Origin of the sequence: Labrenzia sp. THAF191a (assembly GCF_009363335.1) — a bacterium.
Classification (GTDB): Bacteria; Pseudomonadota; Alphaproteobacteria; order Rhizobiales; family Stappiaceae; genus Roseibium; species Roseibium algicola.
In genome coordinates, this window is sequence record NZ_CP045333.1 from 3,993,190 (window position 1) to 4,007,230 (window position 14,041).

A 14,041-nucleotide genomic window follows, 5' to 3' on the forward strand; every position below is an offset into this window, starting at 1 on the left:
GCGGCACAATAGAGTTTCAGGCTGAATGGGGGGAAATGGTGCCGGCAGCAGGATTCGAACCCGCGACCCCGAGATTACAAATCACGTGCTCTACCAGCTGAGCTATACCGGCGCCGGGGATGGCTTCTACCAGATTGGGCGCACTTGTCCATGCCCTGATTTGCATTTTTCGATCCTGATGCCGGTAAACCAGCTAAACCTCTCTGATAATTTCAAAAATTGGGTAGCCGTTGTGGATAGTTTCGCGTGCGCAGAGGCTCAGCGATCCAGAACTTCTGTGTCGCGACATCTCGATTCCAATGTCATTCCTGCAAAATGACGGAAGCAGTTGTGCTTTCGGTGCAATCAAGAGGCATCGTGTACGGTCAGCAGGACAGCGCGCGGCCATCTTGCAAGTTCCCTGGAACGGAATCATTTCCTTGCCTTGGCAATATATGCTCGCGCAGCACATCAAGCACTGACCCGCATCGCCTTTTGTGAGACAGAACAAGGTGGACACAGGCGACTTTCTAACCGCGGCATCCGACAATCCAGCTTTCGCAAGCGCTGAAGGGGCTCTGCGAAGAGAGGGCTCGACAGCTTGCATGAACCGGGTTTTGCACCCATAAATGCGCACTCTGAATATCAGCCTGTCGCTTTCTGCGCGGGCTCTCCTGGTTTTACCGGAAGGCAGGCTGGATTGACCAAACACTGTTCGGTCCTGTCATCACTTCCGTTTCACTCTCAGTGGAAAGTCTGCCGTGCCACATGTGGCTCTGCTCGAAATCATGTGTGCCAATTGGATCGATTTAAATGACTGAAGCGCAGCGCATCTGCCTCATTTTCTATCTGCAGCCGATCGCACTCGGGGCTTGGCTGCCGCATATTCCAGGTGTCCAGACAGCGCTCGGACTGACCAACAGCGAGTTGGCGATTGCGCTCGTCGGGGCGCCGGTCGGCACTTTGACAACCTTGATGATCGCGGGGCGCATTGCAGGCTGGATCGGCGCCAAGCGGATCACGCTGGTCTTCTATCCGGTCTTTCTTCTCGCCATGCTGTTGCCCTTCATGGCGACAACCCAGTGGCTCTTGATGGCGGCGCTCGCGCTTGTCGGTGGATCGATGTCCATCCTGGAACTTGGGCTCAACGTGCTGGCTGACGATTACGAGACTCGCACCCACCACAAGATCATGAGCAGAGCACATGGCTGCTGGAGCTTCGGACTGCTGTCTGGAACGCTGATTGGCTCGGCTGTTGCGGGTCTTGCCCTGTCGCCCCTTCTGGCTGGTATCGCGATCGCGATCCTGGTTCAGGCCCTGGTGCTGCCTGTAATCCTGCAGTTGCCTTTGCCGCCCGAAGGGCAGTCGGCCAAACCCGAGCAGCGCGGTTTCCGGTTGCCACATCCGGTTTTGCTAGGTGTCTGTTTTTTCACTTTTGGAACGACTTTGGTGGAAGGGGCCGTTGCCGATTGGGCTGCGGTCTATCTCCGGGATGCCTTTGCCGCCAATCCAGGCCTCGCCGGGCTGGGCATATCGATCTTTTCGCTGTGTCTGGCTTCGACCCGGCTCATGGGAGACCGCTTGCGCCAGGTTGCGGCGCCAGGACGCCTGGGGCAGGTGCTTGCGCTCATCGGACTGATTGGTCTGAGCCTGATATGGCTTGCACCGAACGTGCCGATTGCGCTTGTCGGTCTGGGAGTTCTGGGATCAGGCGCCGCGCTCGCGTTTCCCCTTGGAGTGACCGCGGCATCCGCAGCGCCTGGAGGAAGTGCGGCTTCCAATGTCGCCGTGCTTTCCTTTGTGGCTCTGCTTGGCTTTCTGGTCGGGCCGCTCACCATCGGGCCGCTCGCCGATGCCTTCGGTATTCGGGCGGCGCTCATGGTGCTGGCACCGATGATCGGCATCAGTCTGCTGCTGGCGCCTTGCCTGACCCGGTCGGAGGCGACGCGGGCGAACAGAACTGCTACCAGCTCCGTGACTGCGGCGCACGGAGAGGTGCACTGAATCGGGGGCTGAAAGGAGAGGGGCCTTACAGCCCCATTTTCATCCGCGCCACATAGAGTGACAGTACAGCGGCATTTGAAACATTGAGCGAGCGAATCTCGCCCGGCATGTCGAGGCGGGCTGTCAGGCCGCAGGCTTCGCGCACACCCTGTCGGACGCCTTTGCCCTCCGAGCCCAGTACCAGAACTGTCCTGTCGCTGAACGGTGTCTCTTCAAGACTTGCCGCGCCATCGCTGTCGAGGGCAATGCAGGAAAAGCCTTCGTCCTTCATCTCGGCAATGAAGCGGGCCATGTTTTTCACCCGGACATGTTTGATCATGTCGAGTGCACCGGAAGCGGATTTCGCCAGAACGGAGCCTTCTTCCGGTGCGTGGCGTTCGGTCGTTACCACCGCATCGGCATCGAGCGCGACAGCCGAGCGCAGGATTGCGCCGACATTGTGCGGATCCGTGACCTGGTCAAGCGCCAGCACGAGCCGAGCACCTTTCAGATGCTCGGCGCCATAAGCGGGCAGGGGATCGGCTTCCAGAATCATGCCCTGATGGACAGCATCCTTCGTCACCATCCGGTCCAGTGCGCGGGGCATCATGGATTCGACAGGGACATCGATCTTCACGCCGCGTTCTTCGAGGCGGCGAACGGCATTGTCCGTTGCGAACAACTTCAGCCGTTTGCGGTCCTTGTTGGCAAAGGCCGCTTCAACGGTGTGAAGGCCGTAAAGCAGTACCGGGCCTTCCGGGGGAAGACCCGGACGGCGCGGCGCAGGTTTGCCAGCGAATTTCTTGTTGCCGCGAAAGCCCGGCTTGCCGGCTGGGCGCGAAGGTTTCTTGTCGTCACTCATGGCGCAGCTCTACCGGGATTTCCACGTCAGGAAAAGAGGGAAAGACAGTACGACTGTTCCATATCCATTGCCTCAAGAGGGCTTCAGGATCATGCAGCTGACGGTGCCATGGGCGATCAGTTTGCCGTTCGCGTCCCGCAGATCACCTTCGGAGGTCGCCAGGCGGGAGCCGCGGTGGACGATCCGTCCCTCGCAAACCACTTCGCCGCTGGTTTCAAGCAGCGGGCGAACCATGTTCACGTTGAGCGATGTGGTGGTGTAGAATTCGCCGGGCTGCAGCGTGGTGTGTACAGCGCAGCTCAGCGCCGTGTCGATCAGCGTCGAAATCCAGCCACCATGGACCGTACCGAGCGGGTTCAGGAACTCGCGTGCCGGCTGGCCGGTGAAGACGGCCCGGCCTTCGGAGAATTCCTTCATCCTTATATTGGAATGCACCATGATCGGCGGGGCAGGCAAATCGCCTGCCATCATGCGCTCGAAGATATCGAGCCCGGTCATGGTGGCAAAGGCTGCCTTTGGAAGCGCACCAAGAGTGTGGGTCTTGCCGTTTTCGGTCAGGGAATGGGGATCGTTCATGATTGGTGTCCTGAAAAGGTGGTCTCGTCGGGGTCTGAATGGGAGGCGGTGTTTGCGGCGGGTTTTTCCTGGCTTTCCAGAATGTGAACCGCCTTGCGCAACGTGGACATCTGGGTGCGAACGGCATCTGCGCCGTCCGGGCCGAGCAATGTGCTGACCTCTTCCTGTGCCTTGAGCCAGGTGCGGTGGATCTCAATCACCTTTGCCTCGCCCAGTTGTGTCAGCACTGGAAGAACCTTTCGGCCTTTGCCATCTTGCCGGCTCACAAGGCCGGCAGTTTCCAGAGGCTTGAGGTTTCGGGCCAGCGTGGATCGGTCTATGCCGAGAAAACGGGCGATCTCTGCCGCCGAACTTGCAGACCCGTCGGCTATGGCGGCCAAAAGCTGGGCCTGGGTCAGTTCAAGGCCAAGCGCTGCCATGTGCCTATTATAATGTCGGGTCAGAAGATTGGCGGTGCGCCGGGCAGCGTGACCGAGGCAGGTTCGGCCCATGTGCTGGAAATCGATATCTTTAAGAGAAGAGGGCATTTGTTGTAGATACAACAACTAAAGAATCTGCTCAAGGGTGCAGTCGTGTCCGACAGGTTTTTCAAAAGGGCAGCAGGTGCAGGCATTGGCACAAATGGCCTCGTCAAAGGAACGGGCGCGTTGTTGAAAGTTGTCCACAGGCTGGGGTCGCGTGATGCCGGATTTTCAGCAAAACGCAGGGAAACCGTGACATCGCAGCCATGCTGCGGCAATCTGTTGGTGCCATCGGCCTTGGCAATAGCTCACGTTCGAAGCCTCTGTTTCGAGCGTCCTGCTGATTTTGTTCATTTCTTTGCAAAATCGGCGTTGACAGGGCGGGGCCCTATCTGCATAACACGCGCCACGGGATTGCTCGCCCCTTCCGGGCGGGCTCTTCGGTAAGCCATCCTGATCGCTTCGGCGTGAAGCAGGACGAGATGGAGGAGTGCCCGAGTGGCTAAAGGGGACGGACTGTAAATCCGTTGGCTATGCCTACGTTGGTTCGAATCCAACCTCCTCCACCATCGTTCCTGGTTCTCTCGTTGTGCGGGTGTAGCTCAATGGTAGAGCAGCAGCCTTCCAAGCTGACGACGAGGGTTCGATTCCCTTCACCCGCTCCATCATGGGTGCTGATCGGAGTGTCCGGAACGGAAGGCTCTTTCGCCCGGAAATCCTGACAAGAAGTTCAACGGGAAGCAATTCGTCGCTCGCGGATCTGTCCAAGGCGCCGGAACGCGTCCCGCCTCGACCTAATTCGACCGAACCGAGTATTGGACAGAGAGCGACGCCGATGGCGAAGGAAAAATTTGAGCGCAACAAGCCGCACGTTAACATTGGCACGATTGGCCACGTTGACCACGGCAAGACGACGCTGACCGCAGCAATCACCATGACGCTGGCTGAAACCGGCGGTGCGACTGCAAAAGCTTACGACGAAATCGACGGCGCGCCTGAAGAAAAGGCTCGCGGCATCACCATCTCCACGGCCCACGTTGAGTATGAGACGGAAAACCGTCACTACGCACACGTCGACTGCCCTGGTCACGCCGACTACGTCAAGAACATGATCACCGGTGCAGCGCAGATGGACGGCGCGATCCTGGTCTGTTCTGCCGCTGACGGCCCGATGCCGCAGACCCGCGAACACATCCTCCTGGCTCGCCAGGTTGGTGTTCCGGCTCTGGTCGTGTTCATGAACAAGGTTGACCAGGTCGACGACGAAGAGCTCCTCGAGCTCGTCGAAATGGAAATCCGCGAACTGCTGTCTTCCTACGAATTCCCGGGCGACGACATTCCGATCGTCAAGGGTTCTGCGCTGGCAGCCGTTGAAAACCGCGATCCGGCCATTGGCCGCGATGCGATCCGTGAGCTGATGGCTCAGGTCGACGCGTACATCCCGACCCCGGAGCGTCCGAAGGACCTTCCGTTCCTGATGCCGATCGAAGACGTCTTCTCGATCTCCGGCCGTGGTACGGTTGTGACCGGTCGTGTCGAGCGCGGCATCGTGAAGGTTGGCGAAGAAGTCGAAATCGTCGGCATCAAGGACACGCAGAAGACCACTGTCACCGGCGTTGAAATGTTCCGCAAGCTGCTGGACAGCGGCGAAGCAGGCGACAACATCGGCGCGCTGATCCGCGGTATCGCACGTGAAGACGTTGAGCGTGGCCAGGTTCTTTGCAAGCCGGGTACCGTTACCCCGCACACGAAGTTCAAGGCCGAGGCTTACATCCTCACCAAGGAAGAAGGTGGTCGTCACACCCCGTTCTTCACCAACTACCGCCCGCAGTTCTACTTCCGTACGACGGACGTGACCGGTGTGGTGTCCCTGCCGGAAGGCACGGAAATGGTGATGCCGGGCGACAACGTCTCCGTCGAGGTTGAGCTGATCGTGCCGATCGCCATGGAAGAAGGCCTGCGCTTCGCTATCCGCGAAGGTGGCCGTACCGTCGGCGCTGGCGTCGTCGCATCCATCATCGAATAAGATGATTTCGGGCTGCCGGGCCTTGTGCCCGGCAGTCCCGCCTCTTAAGTCTTGCGATGTGCGGCTTCAGAGGGTATCAGGAGCAAGTTCGCCCAGGCGGACTTCTGAAGGGGTATAGCTCAGCTGGTAGAGCGACGGTCTCCAAAACCGTAGGTCGCGGGTTCGAACCCTGCTGCCCCTGCCAATTTGCTCTTGATTAATCTGCCTCGAGGGCTTAAAGAGTTTCCTCGAGTGAGGCGCGCGAAGTTTTTCGCGCGCCCACTCGTATTTAACAGACCGGAATCGGAATGGCGAAGACCAATCCCTTTAAATTCATCCAGGAAGTACGCGCGGAAACGTCCAAGGTAACTTGGCCGACGCGCAAAGAAACAGCAGTGACCACTGTCATGGTTTTCATCATGGTTGTGATCGCGGCAATCTTTTTTCTCGTGGCAGATCAGTTGATGGGCTTCGGGATCGGCTATCTTCTGGGTGTCGGCGGCTAATTTCAGTCAGCCGCCCGGGCGACTGTCCGGTTTGAAGACAAAGAACAAGAAACGGAACTGAGATCCATGGCCAAGCGCTGGTACATTGTGCACGCCTACTCCAATTTCGAGAAGAAGGTCGCCGAGTCCATCCGCGAAAAGGCCGAGCAGAAGGGTCTGTCCGACCTGTTCGAAGAAATTCTCGTTCCGATGGAAAAGGTTGTTGAAGTGCGCCGTGGCCGCAAGGTCGATGCAGAGCGCAAGTTCTTCCCGGGCTACGTTCTGGTGAAGATGGAAATGACCAACGAGGCTTTCCACCTCATCAAGGATACGCCGAAGGTAACCGGGTTCCTGGGCGCGGATCAAAAGCCGATGCCGATCCCGGAAAAAGAAGCAATGCGCATCATCAACCAGGTGCAGGAAGGCGTGGACCGGCCGAAGCCGTCCGTGACTTTCGAGGTTGGCGAGCAGGTGCGTGTTTCCGACGGTCCGTTCGCGTCCTTCTCCGGCCTTGTCGAGGAAGTGGACGACGAGCGTGCGCGTCTGAAGGTGGCCGTGTCCATCTTCGGCCGTGCAACGCCGGTGGAACTGGAATTCGGTCAGGTCGACAAGCTCTGATCGTTTGCTGCCCCGAGGGGTGGCTTGAGAGCCCGGTCGCAGTGTCCACAAGGATGCGGCATCCGGGATGAAAGGGTGGAAGGTTCCGGAACTCTTCGCCGGGTTCCAACAGGGCCGAACCACCAACTCCCAATCAGCTGAAGTGCCATTCAGCTGTTAATGACTGGAGAGAAACATGGCGAAAAAAATCGAAGGTTTCCTGAAGCTTCAGGTACCGGCAGGTTCCGCTACTCCGTCGCCGCCCATTGGTCCGGCGCTCGGTCAGCGTGGTCTGAACATCATGGAATTCTGCAAGGCCTTCAATGCCGCTACGCAGGATGCTGAAAAGGGTGCACCGTGCCCGACCGTGATCACCTACTACTCCGACAAGTCCTTCACGTTCGAAGTGAAGACGGCTCCGGTCAGCTTCTTCCTGAAGAAAGCTGCCAAGCTGCAGAAGGGCTCCCAGACCCCGGGCCGTGGCACGGTTGGTTCTGTGACCAAGGCGCAGGTGAAGGAAATCGCCGAAGCCAAGATGAAGGACCTGAACGCCAACGACATCGACGCAGCGATGCTGATGGTCGAAGGCTCCGCCCGCTCCATGGGCCTCGAGGTAACGGAGTAAGATCATGGCGAAGGTTGGAAAGCGCATCCAGGCAGCTCGTGAAGGTATCGACCGCAACAAGCTGTATTCCCTGAACGAAGCCATCGGCCTCGTGAAGGACCGTTCCAAGACCAAGTTCGACGAAACCGTCGAAGTTGCGATCAATCTCGGCGTTGATCCGCGTCACGCAGACCAGATGGTCCGCGGCGTGTGCATCCTGCCGAACGGCACCGGCAAGACCGTTCGCGTTGCTGTGTTTGCTCGCGGCGACAAGGCTGAAGAAGCCAAGGCTGCTGGCGCCGACATCGTCGGTGCAGAAGAGCTGGTTCAGGAAGTTCAGGGCGGCAAGATCGACTTCGATCGCTGCATTGCAACTCCGGACATGATGCCGCTCGTCGGTCGTCTTGGTAAGGTTCTCGGCCCGCGCGGCCTGATGCCGAACCCGAAGGTTGGTACCGTGACCCCGGACGTCAAGTCCGCCGTCAACGACGCCAAGGGCGGCGCTGTTCAGTTCCGCGTTGAAAAGGCCGGTATCGTTCACGCTGGCGTTGGCAAGGTGTCCTTCTCTGAAGAAGCGATCACCCAGAACGTCAAGGCTCTGCTGGACGCCGTTCAGAAAGCCAAACCGACTGGCGCAAAAGGCACCTACCTGAAGCGCATCGCCGTGTCCTCCACGATGGGCCCGGGCGTAAAGGTAGATCTCGCCACCGTTGCTGGCGAGTAATCCGGTCTTTCCGGATTGATACGAGATTTCGGCTGAAAGGCCGAATAGACCCGGCGGCTTGCTGCCGGGTTGCCCTGTCCGAGACTGCAGGTGCCGGGAAACCGGCTTAAGCCAAACAAGGCCTGCATAGATGGGTGAGAACCGAATTTCCCACCGATCCGGTGGAAAACCTGGTTCGAACCAGACCTTGCCGAGCGCTTCTGGCGCGAAGGTGAGGGGACAGGACCCTGAGCGTCGCCAGGACAGGCGGTACCGGGTTCGGGACCATCTGCCAGGCGGCAAGGTAAACCGGCGGCATCACAGCCGCCAAATGGAGAAGGCAAGTGGAAAGAGCGGAAAAGCACGAGTTCGTGTCGGCCCTCAACGCCGAGCTGGGTAACACCGGTGTTGTCGTCGTCGCGCACTATGCAGGCCTTTCGGTAGCTCAGATGACCGCACTGCGGGCATCCGTGCGCGAAGCCGGCGGCACTGTAAAAGTCGCAAAAAACCGCCTTGTCAAACTCGCCCTTCAAGGCACCGACCTTGAGCACATCTCCGACCTGTTTCAGGGCCCGACCGTTATCGTCCATTCCGACGATCCGGTAGCCGCTCCGAAAGCAGCCGTCGATTTCGCCAAGGCAAACGAAAAGTTTGCGATCCTTGGTGGTGCTCTTGGCTCGACCAACCTGAACCCGGATGGGGTCAAGTCTCTGGCAACCATGCCGTCGCTCGATGAGCTGCGTGCGAAACTGGTTGGCATGATCCAGACCCCGGCTTCCCGGATTGCACAGGTTGTCAACGCTCCGGCCGGGCAGCTTGCCCGCGTCTTCGGCGCTTACGCCAAGAAGGACGAGGCCGCATAAGGCGTCCAAAACACACTGTCTCACGTAACCAAAACTGGTTCGAATTTAAGGTACTGAAAAATGGCTGATCTTGAAAAGCTCGTTGAAGAACTGTCCGCACTGACCGTTATGGAAGCTGCTGAACTCAGCAAGCTTCTGGAAGAAAAGTGGGGCGTTTCTGCTGCTGCTCCGGTCGCAGTTGCTGCTGTTGCTGCTGGTGGTGGCGATGCAGCTGCTGCTGAAGAAAAGACCGAATTTGACGTTATCCTGGCTTCTGCCGGCGACAAGAAAATCAACGTCATCAAGGAAGTCCGCGCAATCACCGGTCTTGGCCTGAAAGAAGCTAAGGAGCTCGTCGAAGGCGCTCCGAAGCCGGTCAAGGAAGGCGTTGGCAAAGACGAAGCAGAAGAGCTGAAGAAGAAGCTCGAAGAAGCTGGCGCATCTGTCGAGCTGAAATAATAGAGGCCTACCGGCCTTTTGAACGGTCCCGGGTAACCGGGACCGTACCTAGCCCCGGCGGGATTTTCCCGTTTCCGGGGCAAACGTACCACTAGGGCATCCTGCTTTCGCAAGACGGCAGATGAAGATGTTCTAGGCCCCTAAGACCGGTCAACTTGTCTGGTTTCAGGTGAGGGCACCTGAAGCAGGTTGATCCAGGGGGGACGGTTTTCCGAAGCGCCCGGGCGCTCGCCCGATTGGAAAAGGGGCGTTTCGGGAAGCCGTTACCCGGCCGATACGAGGAGCGACAATGACCCAAACGTTCAACGGTCGCAAAAAGGTCCGTAAATATTTCGGATCGATCCGCGATGTCGCGGCTATGCCTAATCTCATCGAGGTTCAAAAAGCATCCTACGACCAGTTTCTGCAGGTCGACGAGATGCCGGGCGGTGGCCGCAAGAATGAAGGCCTTGAAGCGGTCTTCCAGTCCGTATTTCCGATCTCCGATTTTGCGGGCACTTCCCTTCTGGAATTTGTTTCCTTCGAATTTGAAGCTCCCAAATACGACGTCGATGAGTGCCGCCAGCGCGACATGACCTTCGCGGCTCCGCTGAAGGTTACCCTGCGCCTGATCGTGTTCGATGTCGATGAAGACACCGGCGCGAAGTCCGTGAAAGACATCAAGGAACAAGATGTCTACATGGGCGACATGCCGTTCATGACCGACAACGGCACTTTCATCGTCAACGGCACCGAGCGTGTCATCGTTTCCCAGATGCACCGTTCTCCGGGTGTGTTCTTCGACCATGACAAGGGCAAGACCCATTCTTCCGGCAAGTTGCTGTTCGCAGCACGCGTGATCCCGTATCGCGGTTCCTGGCTCGATATCGAATTCGACGCCAAGGACATCGTGCATGCGCGCATCGACCGTCGCCGCAAGATCCCGGTTACGTCCCTGCTGATGGCGCTTGGCCTCGATGGTGAGGAAATCCTCAACACGTTCTACAAGCGTATCGATTACACCCGTCAGAAGGACGGCTCCTGGCGCATGCCGTTTGACGGCAACCGTCTGAAGGGCACCAAGGCGTCCTACGACCTGATCGACGCCGACAGCGGCGAAGTGGTGATCGAGGGTGGCCGGAAGATCACTCAGCGCACCATCAAGCAGCTTGAGGAAAAAGGCGTCACCGCCTTGAAAGTGACCGACGAAGACCTTCATGGCCAGTACCTGGCTGAAGACATCGTCGACATGAAGAGCGGTGAAATCTACGCTGAAGCAGGCGACGAGATTTCCGGCAAGCTGCTGGAAGAGCTGGTCGATCGTGGTTACCACGAGCTGCCGATGCTCGACATCGATCATGTCAACACCGGTCCGTACATCCGCAACACCCTGTCGGTCGACAAGAACGAGTCTCGCGAAGATGCTCTGTTTGACATCTACCGTGTGATGCGTCCGGGCGAGCCGCCCACCATCGACACTGCCGAGGCGATGTTCCAGTCGCTGTTCTTCGACGAAGAGCGCTATGACCTGTCCGCCGTTGGCCGCGTGAAGATGAACATGCGTCTCGACGTGGAGTGTGCCGACACCGTTCGCACGCTGCGCAAGGACGACATCCTGGAAGTCATCCGGGTGCTTCTTGAACTGCGCGATGGCAAGGGCGAAATCGACGACATCGACAACCTCGGCAACCGCCGTGTTCGTTCTGTCGGCGAGCTGATGGAAAATCAGTACCGCGTCGGTCTGCTGCGCATGGAACGTGCGATCAAGGAACGTATGAGCTCTGTCGAAATCGACACGGTCATGCCTCAGGACCTGATCAACGCGAAGCCGGCTGCTGCTGCCGTTCGTGAATTCTTCGGTTCCTCGCAGCTGTCGCAGTTCATGGACCAGACCAACCCGCTGTCGGAAGTCACCCACAAGCGCCGCCTGTCGGCACTTGGCCCGGGCGGTCTGACCCGCGAACGCGCAGGCTTCGAAGTCCGCGACGTTCACCCGACGCACTACGGCCGTATCTGCCCGATTGAAACGCCGGAAGGCCCGAACATCGGGCTGATCAACTCGCTGGCAACCTTTGCCCGTGTGAACAAGTACGGCTTCATCGAAAGCCCGTACCGGAAAGTGAAAGACGGCGCCGTTACCAACGAAGTCGTTTATCTTTCCGCCATGGAAGAAGCCAAGCACTACGTGGCCCAGTCCAACGCCGTCTACGACGACGAGGGCCGGTTCACCGAAGAGCTGATCACCTGCCGTCACGCCGGTGAAAACATGATGGTTCCGTCCGACAAGGTCGACCTCATGGACGTGTCGCCGAAACAGCTCGTGTCCGTCGCGGCCGCGCTCATTCCGTTCCTTGAGAACGATGACGCCAACCGCGCACTGATGGGCTCGAACATGCAGCGTCAGGCCGTTCCGCTTGTTCGTGCCGAAGCACCGTTCGTCGGTACAGGCATGGAGCCGATCGTGGCACGCGATTCCGGTGCTGCCATCGGTGCCCGCCGTGCTGGCGTTGTCGACCAGGTGGATGCGACCCGTATCGTTATCCGTGCGACCGAAGACCTCGACCCGGGCAAGTCCGGCGTCGATATCTACCGGCTGCAGAAGTTCCAGCGGTCCAACCAGAACACCTGCATCAACCAGCGTCCGCTGGTGCGTGTCGGTGACCGGATCCACAAGGGCGACATCATTGCCGACGGTCCGTCGACCGATCTCGGTGATCTGGCGCTCGGCCGGAACGTGCTCGTCGCGTTCATGCCCTGGAACGGCTACAACTTCGAGGATTCCATCCTCCTGTCCGAACGCATCGTCTCTGACGACGTGTTCACCTCCATCCACCTCGAGGAATTCGAAGTGATGGCGCGTGACACCAAGCTTGGGCCGGAAGAAATCACCCGCGACATTCCGAACGTTTCGGAAGAAGCGCTGAAGAACCTCGACGAAGCCGGTATCGTCTACATCGGTGCCGAGCTGAACCCGGGCGACATCCTGGTCGGCAAGATCACTCCGAAGGGCGAAAGCCCGATGACGCCGGAAGAAAAACTTCTGCGCGCCATCTTCGGTGAAAAGGCGTCCGACGTTCGCGATACTTCCCTGCGCCTGCCGCCGGGGGTTTCCGGTACCGTTGTCGAAGTGCGCGTCTTCAACCGCCACGGCGTTGAAAAAGACGAACGCGCGATGGCGATCGAGCGCGAGGAAATCGAGCGTCTCGCAAAGGACCGCGACGACGAACAGGCGATCCTCGACCGCAACGTCTATGGCCGTCTGGCCGAGATGCTGATGGACAAGACCGCTATTGCCGGCCCGAAGGGCTCCAAGAAGGACACCGTACTGACCGGGGACGTTCTCAACGACTTCCCGCGCTCGCAGTGGTGGCAGTTCGCCACCGACGACGAGAAGTTCATGTCCGAAATCGAAGCTCTGCGTGGTCAGTATGACGACAGCCGCAAGCGTCTCGAGCAGCGTTTCATCGACAAGGTCGAGAAACTGCAGCGCGGTGACGAACTGCCGCCGGGCGTCATGAAGATGGTCAAGGTCTTCGTTGCCGTGAAGCGCAAGCTTCAGCCGGGCGACAAGATGGCCGGCCGTCACGGCAACAAGGGCGTGGTCTCGAAGATCAACCCGTGCGAAGACATGCCGTTCCTTGAAGACGGCACGCATGTCGATATCGTGCTGAACCCGCTCGGCGTTCCGTCGCGCATGAACGTCGGTCAGATCCTTGAAACCCACCTGGGTTGGGCCTGCCGCGGCATGGGTAACCGGATCGGCGAAATGTACGACGAGTACAGGAAGTCAGGCGAGATCGGCGAATTGCGCAGCAAGATTGTCGAGATCTACGGCGACAACATGAAGGGCGACAACGTCAAGGAATACGATGACGAAGGTATCGTACGCCTGGCGGAGCAGCTGAAGAAGGGCGTCAGCATCGCGACGCCGGTCTTCGACGGTGCTCGTGAACCCGATGTCGTCGAGGCGCTCAACATTGCCGGCTACGACCCGAGCGGCCAGTCCGTTCTGTACGATGGCCGGACCGGTGAAGAGTTCGACCGCAAGGTAACCGTGGGCTACATCTACATGCTGAAGCTCCACCACCTTGTCGACGACAAGATCCATGCCCGTTCCATTGGCCCGTACTCGCTCGTCACCCAGCAGCCGCTCGGTGGTAAGGCGCAGTTCGGTGGCCAGCGCTTCGGGGAAATGGAGGTCTGGGCGCTTGAAGCTTACGGTGCAGCCTACACGCTGCAGGAAATGCTCACCGTCAAGTCGGATGACGTTGCCGGCCGTACGAAGGTCTATGAGGCCATCGTTCGTGGCGACGACACCTTCGAGGCAGGCATTCCGGAAAGCTTCAACGTGCTTGTGAAGGAAATGCGGTCCCTGGGTCTCAACGTTGAACTGCAACGAACCGATGTCCCCGTGATCGGCGAGGAAGAAACTGCGGACGCCGCAGAATAACCCCGCCTACGGACCACAAATGACTTGGAATGCCGGTTGCGGGGAGGGGCGCAAGA

At 58.9% G+C, this 14,041-nt stretch carries 12 protein-coding genes and 4 tRNA genes; 12 read left to right on the forward strand and 4 right to left on the reverse strand.

Annotated elements, in window-relative coordinates:
- Window positions 1–36: 36 nt before the first annotated feature.
- Window positions 37–112, reverse strand: a tRNA-Thr gene (locus tag FIV05_RS18370).
- Between the two features lie 680 nt (window positions 113–792).
- Here FIV05_RS18370 and FIV05_RS18375 point away from each other — a divergent pair.
- Window positions 793–1,983 carry an MFS transporter gene (locus tag FIV05_RS18375; protein ID WP_152510559.1) on the forward strand — a complete coding sequence of 397 codons (1,191 nt, stop codon included), beginning with the start codon at window positions 793–795 and terminating at the stop codon, window positions 1,981–1,983.
- Window positions 1,984–2,008: 25 nt separating this feature from the next.
- On the opposite strand, the gene FIV05_RS18380 is transcribed toward FIV05_RS18375, so the two are convergent.
- From FIV05_RS18380 to FIV05_RS18390, 3 genes are all read right to left on the reverse strand, one after another.
- The gene (locus tag FIV05_RS18380) at window positions 2,009–2,824 is read right to left on the reverse strand and encodes an RNA methyltransferase (RefSeq protein ID WP_152510560.1); all 816 of its coding nucleotides are present in this window, start codon (window positions 2,822–2,824) and stop codon (window positions 2,009–2,011) included.
- A gap of 72 nt (window positions 2,825–2,896) precedes the next feature.
- Window positions 2,897–3,400 (reverse strand): PaaI family thioesterase, encoded by a 504-nt coding sequence (locus FIV05_RS18385; RefSeq protein ID WP_152510561.1) that lies wholly within the window; start codon window positions 3,398–3,400, stop codon window positions 2,897–2,899.
- Window positions 3,397–3,819 (reverse strand): MarR family winged helix-turn-helix transcriptional regulator, encoded by a 423-nt coding sequence (locus tag FIV05_RS18390; protein WP_152510562.1) that lies wholly within the window; start codon window positions 3,817–3,819, stop codon window positions 3,397–3,399. The genes FIV05_RS18385 and FIV05_RS18390 overlap by 4 nt, the downstream gene beginning before the upstream one ends.
- A gap of 526 nt (window positions 3,820–4,345) precedes the next feature.
- Here FIV05_RS18390 and FIV05_RS18395 point away from each other — a divergent pair.
- The 11 genes from FIV05_RS18395 to rpoB all read left to right on the forward strand — a co-directional run bounded on the left by FIV05_RS18395 (window position 4,346) and on the right by rpoB (window position 13,985).
- A tRNA-Tyr gene (locus FIV05_RS18395) sits at window positions 4,346–4,430 on the forward strand.
- Between the two features lie 22 nt (window positions 4,431–4,452).
- Window positions 4,453–4,526 (forward strand) — tRNA-Gly (locus FIV05_RS18400).
- Window positions 4,527–4,696: 170 nt separating this feature from the next.
- The gene (gene tuf, locus FIV05_RS18405; protein ID WP_006936456.1) at window positions 4,697–5,887 is read left to right on the forward strand and encodes an elongation factor Tu; all 1,191 of its coding nucleotides are present in this window, start codon (window positions 4,697–4,699) and stop codon (window positions 5,885–5,887) included.
- A gap of 108 nt (window positions 5,888–5,995) precedes the next feature.
- Window positions 5,996–6,071, forward strand: a tRNA-Trp gene (locus FIV05_RS18410).
- Window positions 6,072–6,174: 103 nt separating this feature from the next.
- On the forward strand, window positions 6,175–6,372 hold the full coding sequence (gene secE, locus FIV05_RS18415) for a preprotein translocase subunit SecE (RefSeq protein ID WP_006936470.1): 198 nt from the start codon (window positions 6,175–6,177) through the stop codon (window positions 6,370–6,372).
- Between the two features lie 66 nt (window positions 6,373–6,438).
- Window positions 6,439–6,969 (forward strand): transcription termination/antitermination protein NusG, encoded by a 531-nt coding sequence (nusG, locus tag FIV05_RS18420; RefSeq protein WP_006936469.1) that lies wholly within the window; start codon window positions 6,439–6,441, stop codon window positions 6,967–6,969.
- Between the two features lie 175 nt (window positions 6,970–7,144).
- Window positions 7,145–7,573 carry a 50S ribosomal protein L11 gene (gene rplK, locus FIV05_RS18425; RefSeq protein WP_023001581.1) on the forward strand — a complete coding sequence of 143 codons (429 nt, stop codon included), beginning with the start codon at window positions 7,145–7,147 and terminating at the stop codon, window positions 7,571–7,573.
- 4 nt (window positions 7,574–7,577) lie between these two features.
- Window positions 7,578–8,276 carry a 50S ribosomal protein L1 gene (rplA, locus tag FIV05_RS18430; protein WP_055654723.1) on the forward strand — a complete coding sequence of 233 codons (699 nt, stop codon included), beginning with the start codon at window positions 7,578–7,580 and terminating at the stop codon, window positions 8,274–8,276.
- 323 nt (window positions 8,277–8,599) lie between these two features.
- Window positions 8,600–9,118, forward strand: a complete 519-nt coding sequence (rplJ, locus tag FIV05_RS18435; RefSeq protein WP_023001583.1) for a 50S ribosomal protein L10 — start codon at window positions 8,600–8,602, stop codon at window positions 9,116–9,118.
- A gap of 60 nt (window positions 9,119–9,178) precedes the next feature.
- Window positions 9,179–9,556: a 50S ribosomal protein L7/L12 gene (gene rplL, locus FIV05_RS18440; protein ID WP_023001584.1), complete on the forward strand. Its 378-nt coding sequence runs from the start codon at window positions 9,179–9,181 to the stop codon at window positions 9,554–9,556.
- 289 nt (window positions 9,557–9,845) lie between these two features.
- Complete coding sequence (gene rpoB, locus FIV05_RS18445; RefSeq protein ID WP_152510563.1) at window positions 9,846–13,985, forward strand: DNA-directed RNA polymerase subunit beta; 4,140 nt, start codon at window positions 9,846–9,848, stop codon at window positions 13,983–13,985.
- The last annotated feature ends 56 nt before the right edge of the window (window positions 13,986–14,041 follow it).

Bases quoted from the DNA above. Each gene is read 5' to 3' on its own strand.
- secE (WP_006936470.1), top strand. From the start codon at position 6,175: ATGGCGAAGACCAATCCCTTTAAATTCATCCAGGAAGTACGCGCGGAA.
- FIV05_RS18380 (WP_152510560.1), bottom strand. From the start codon at position 2,824: ATGAGTGACGACAAGAAACCTTCGCGCCCAGCCGGCAAGCCGGGCTTT.
- FIV05_RS18375 (WP_152510559.1), top strand. From the start codon at position 793: ATGACTGAAGCGCAGCGCATCTGCCTCATTTTCTATCTGCAGCCGATC.
- tuf (WP_006936456.1), top strand. From the start codon at position 4,697: ATGGCGAAGGAAAAATTTGAGCGCAACAAGCCGCACGTTAACATTGGC.
- rpoB (WP_152510563.1), top strand. From the start codon at position 9,846: ATGACCCAAACGTTCAACGGTCGCAAAAAGGTCCGTAAATATTTCGGA.
- rplA (WP_055654723.1), top strand. From the start codon at position 7,578: ATGGCGAAGGTTGGAAAGCGCATCCAGGCAGCTCGTGAAGGTATCGAC.
- nusG (WP_006936469.1), top strand. From the start codon at position 6,439: ATGGCCAAGCGCTGGTACATTGTGCACGCCTACTCCAATTTCGAGAAG.
- rplL (WP_023001584.1), top strand. From the start codon at position 9,179: ATGGCTGATCTTGAAAAGCTCGTTGAAGAACTGTCCGCACTGACCGTT.
- FIV05_RS18385 (WP_152510561.1), bottom strand. From the start codon at position 3,400: ATGAACGATCCCCATTCCCTGACCGAAAACGGCAAGACCCACACTCTT.
- FIV05_RS18390 (WP_152510562.1), bottom strand. From the start codon at position 3,819: ATGGCAGCGCTTGGCCTTGAACTGACCCAGGCCCAGCTTTTGGCCGCC.
- rplK (WP_023001581.1), top strand. From the start codon at position 7,145: ATGGCGAAAAAAATCGAAGGTTTCCTGAAGCTTCAGGTACCGGCAGGT.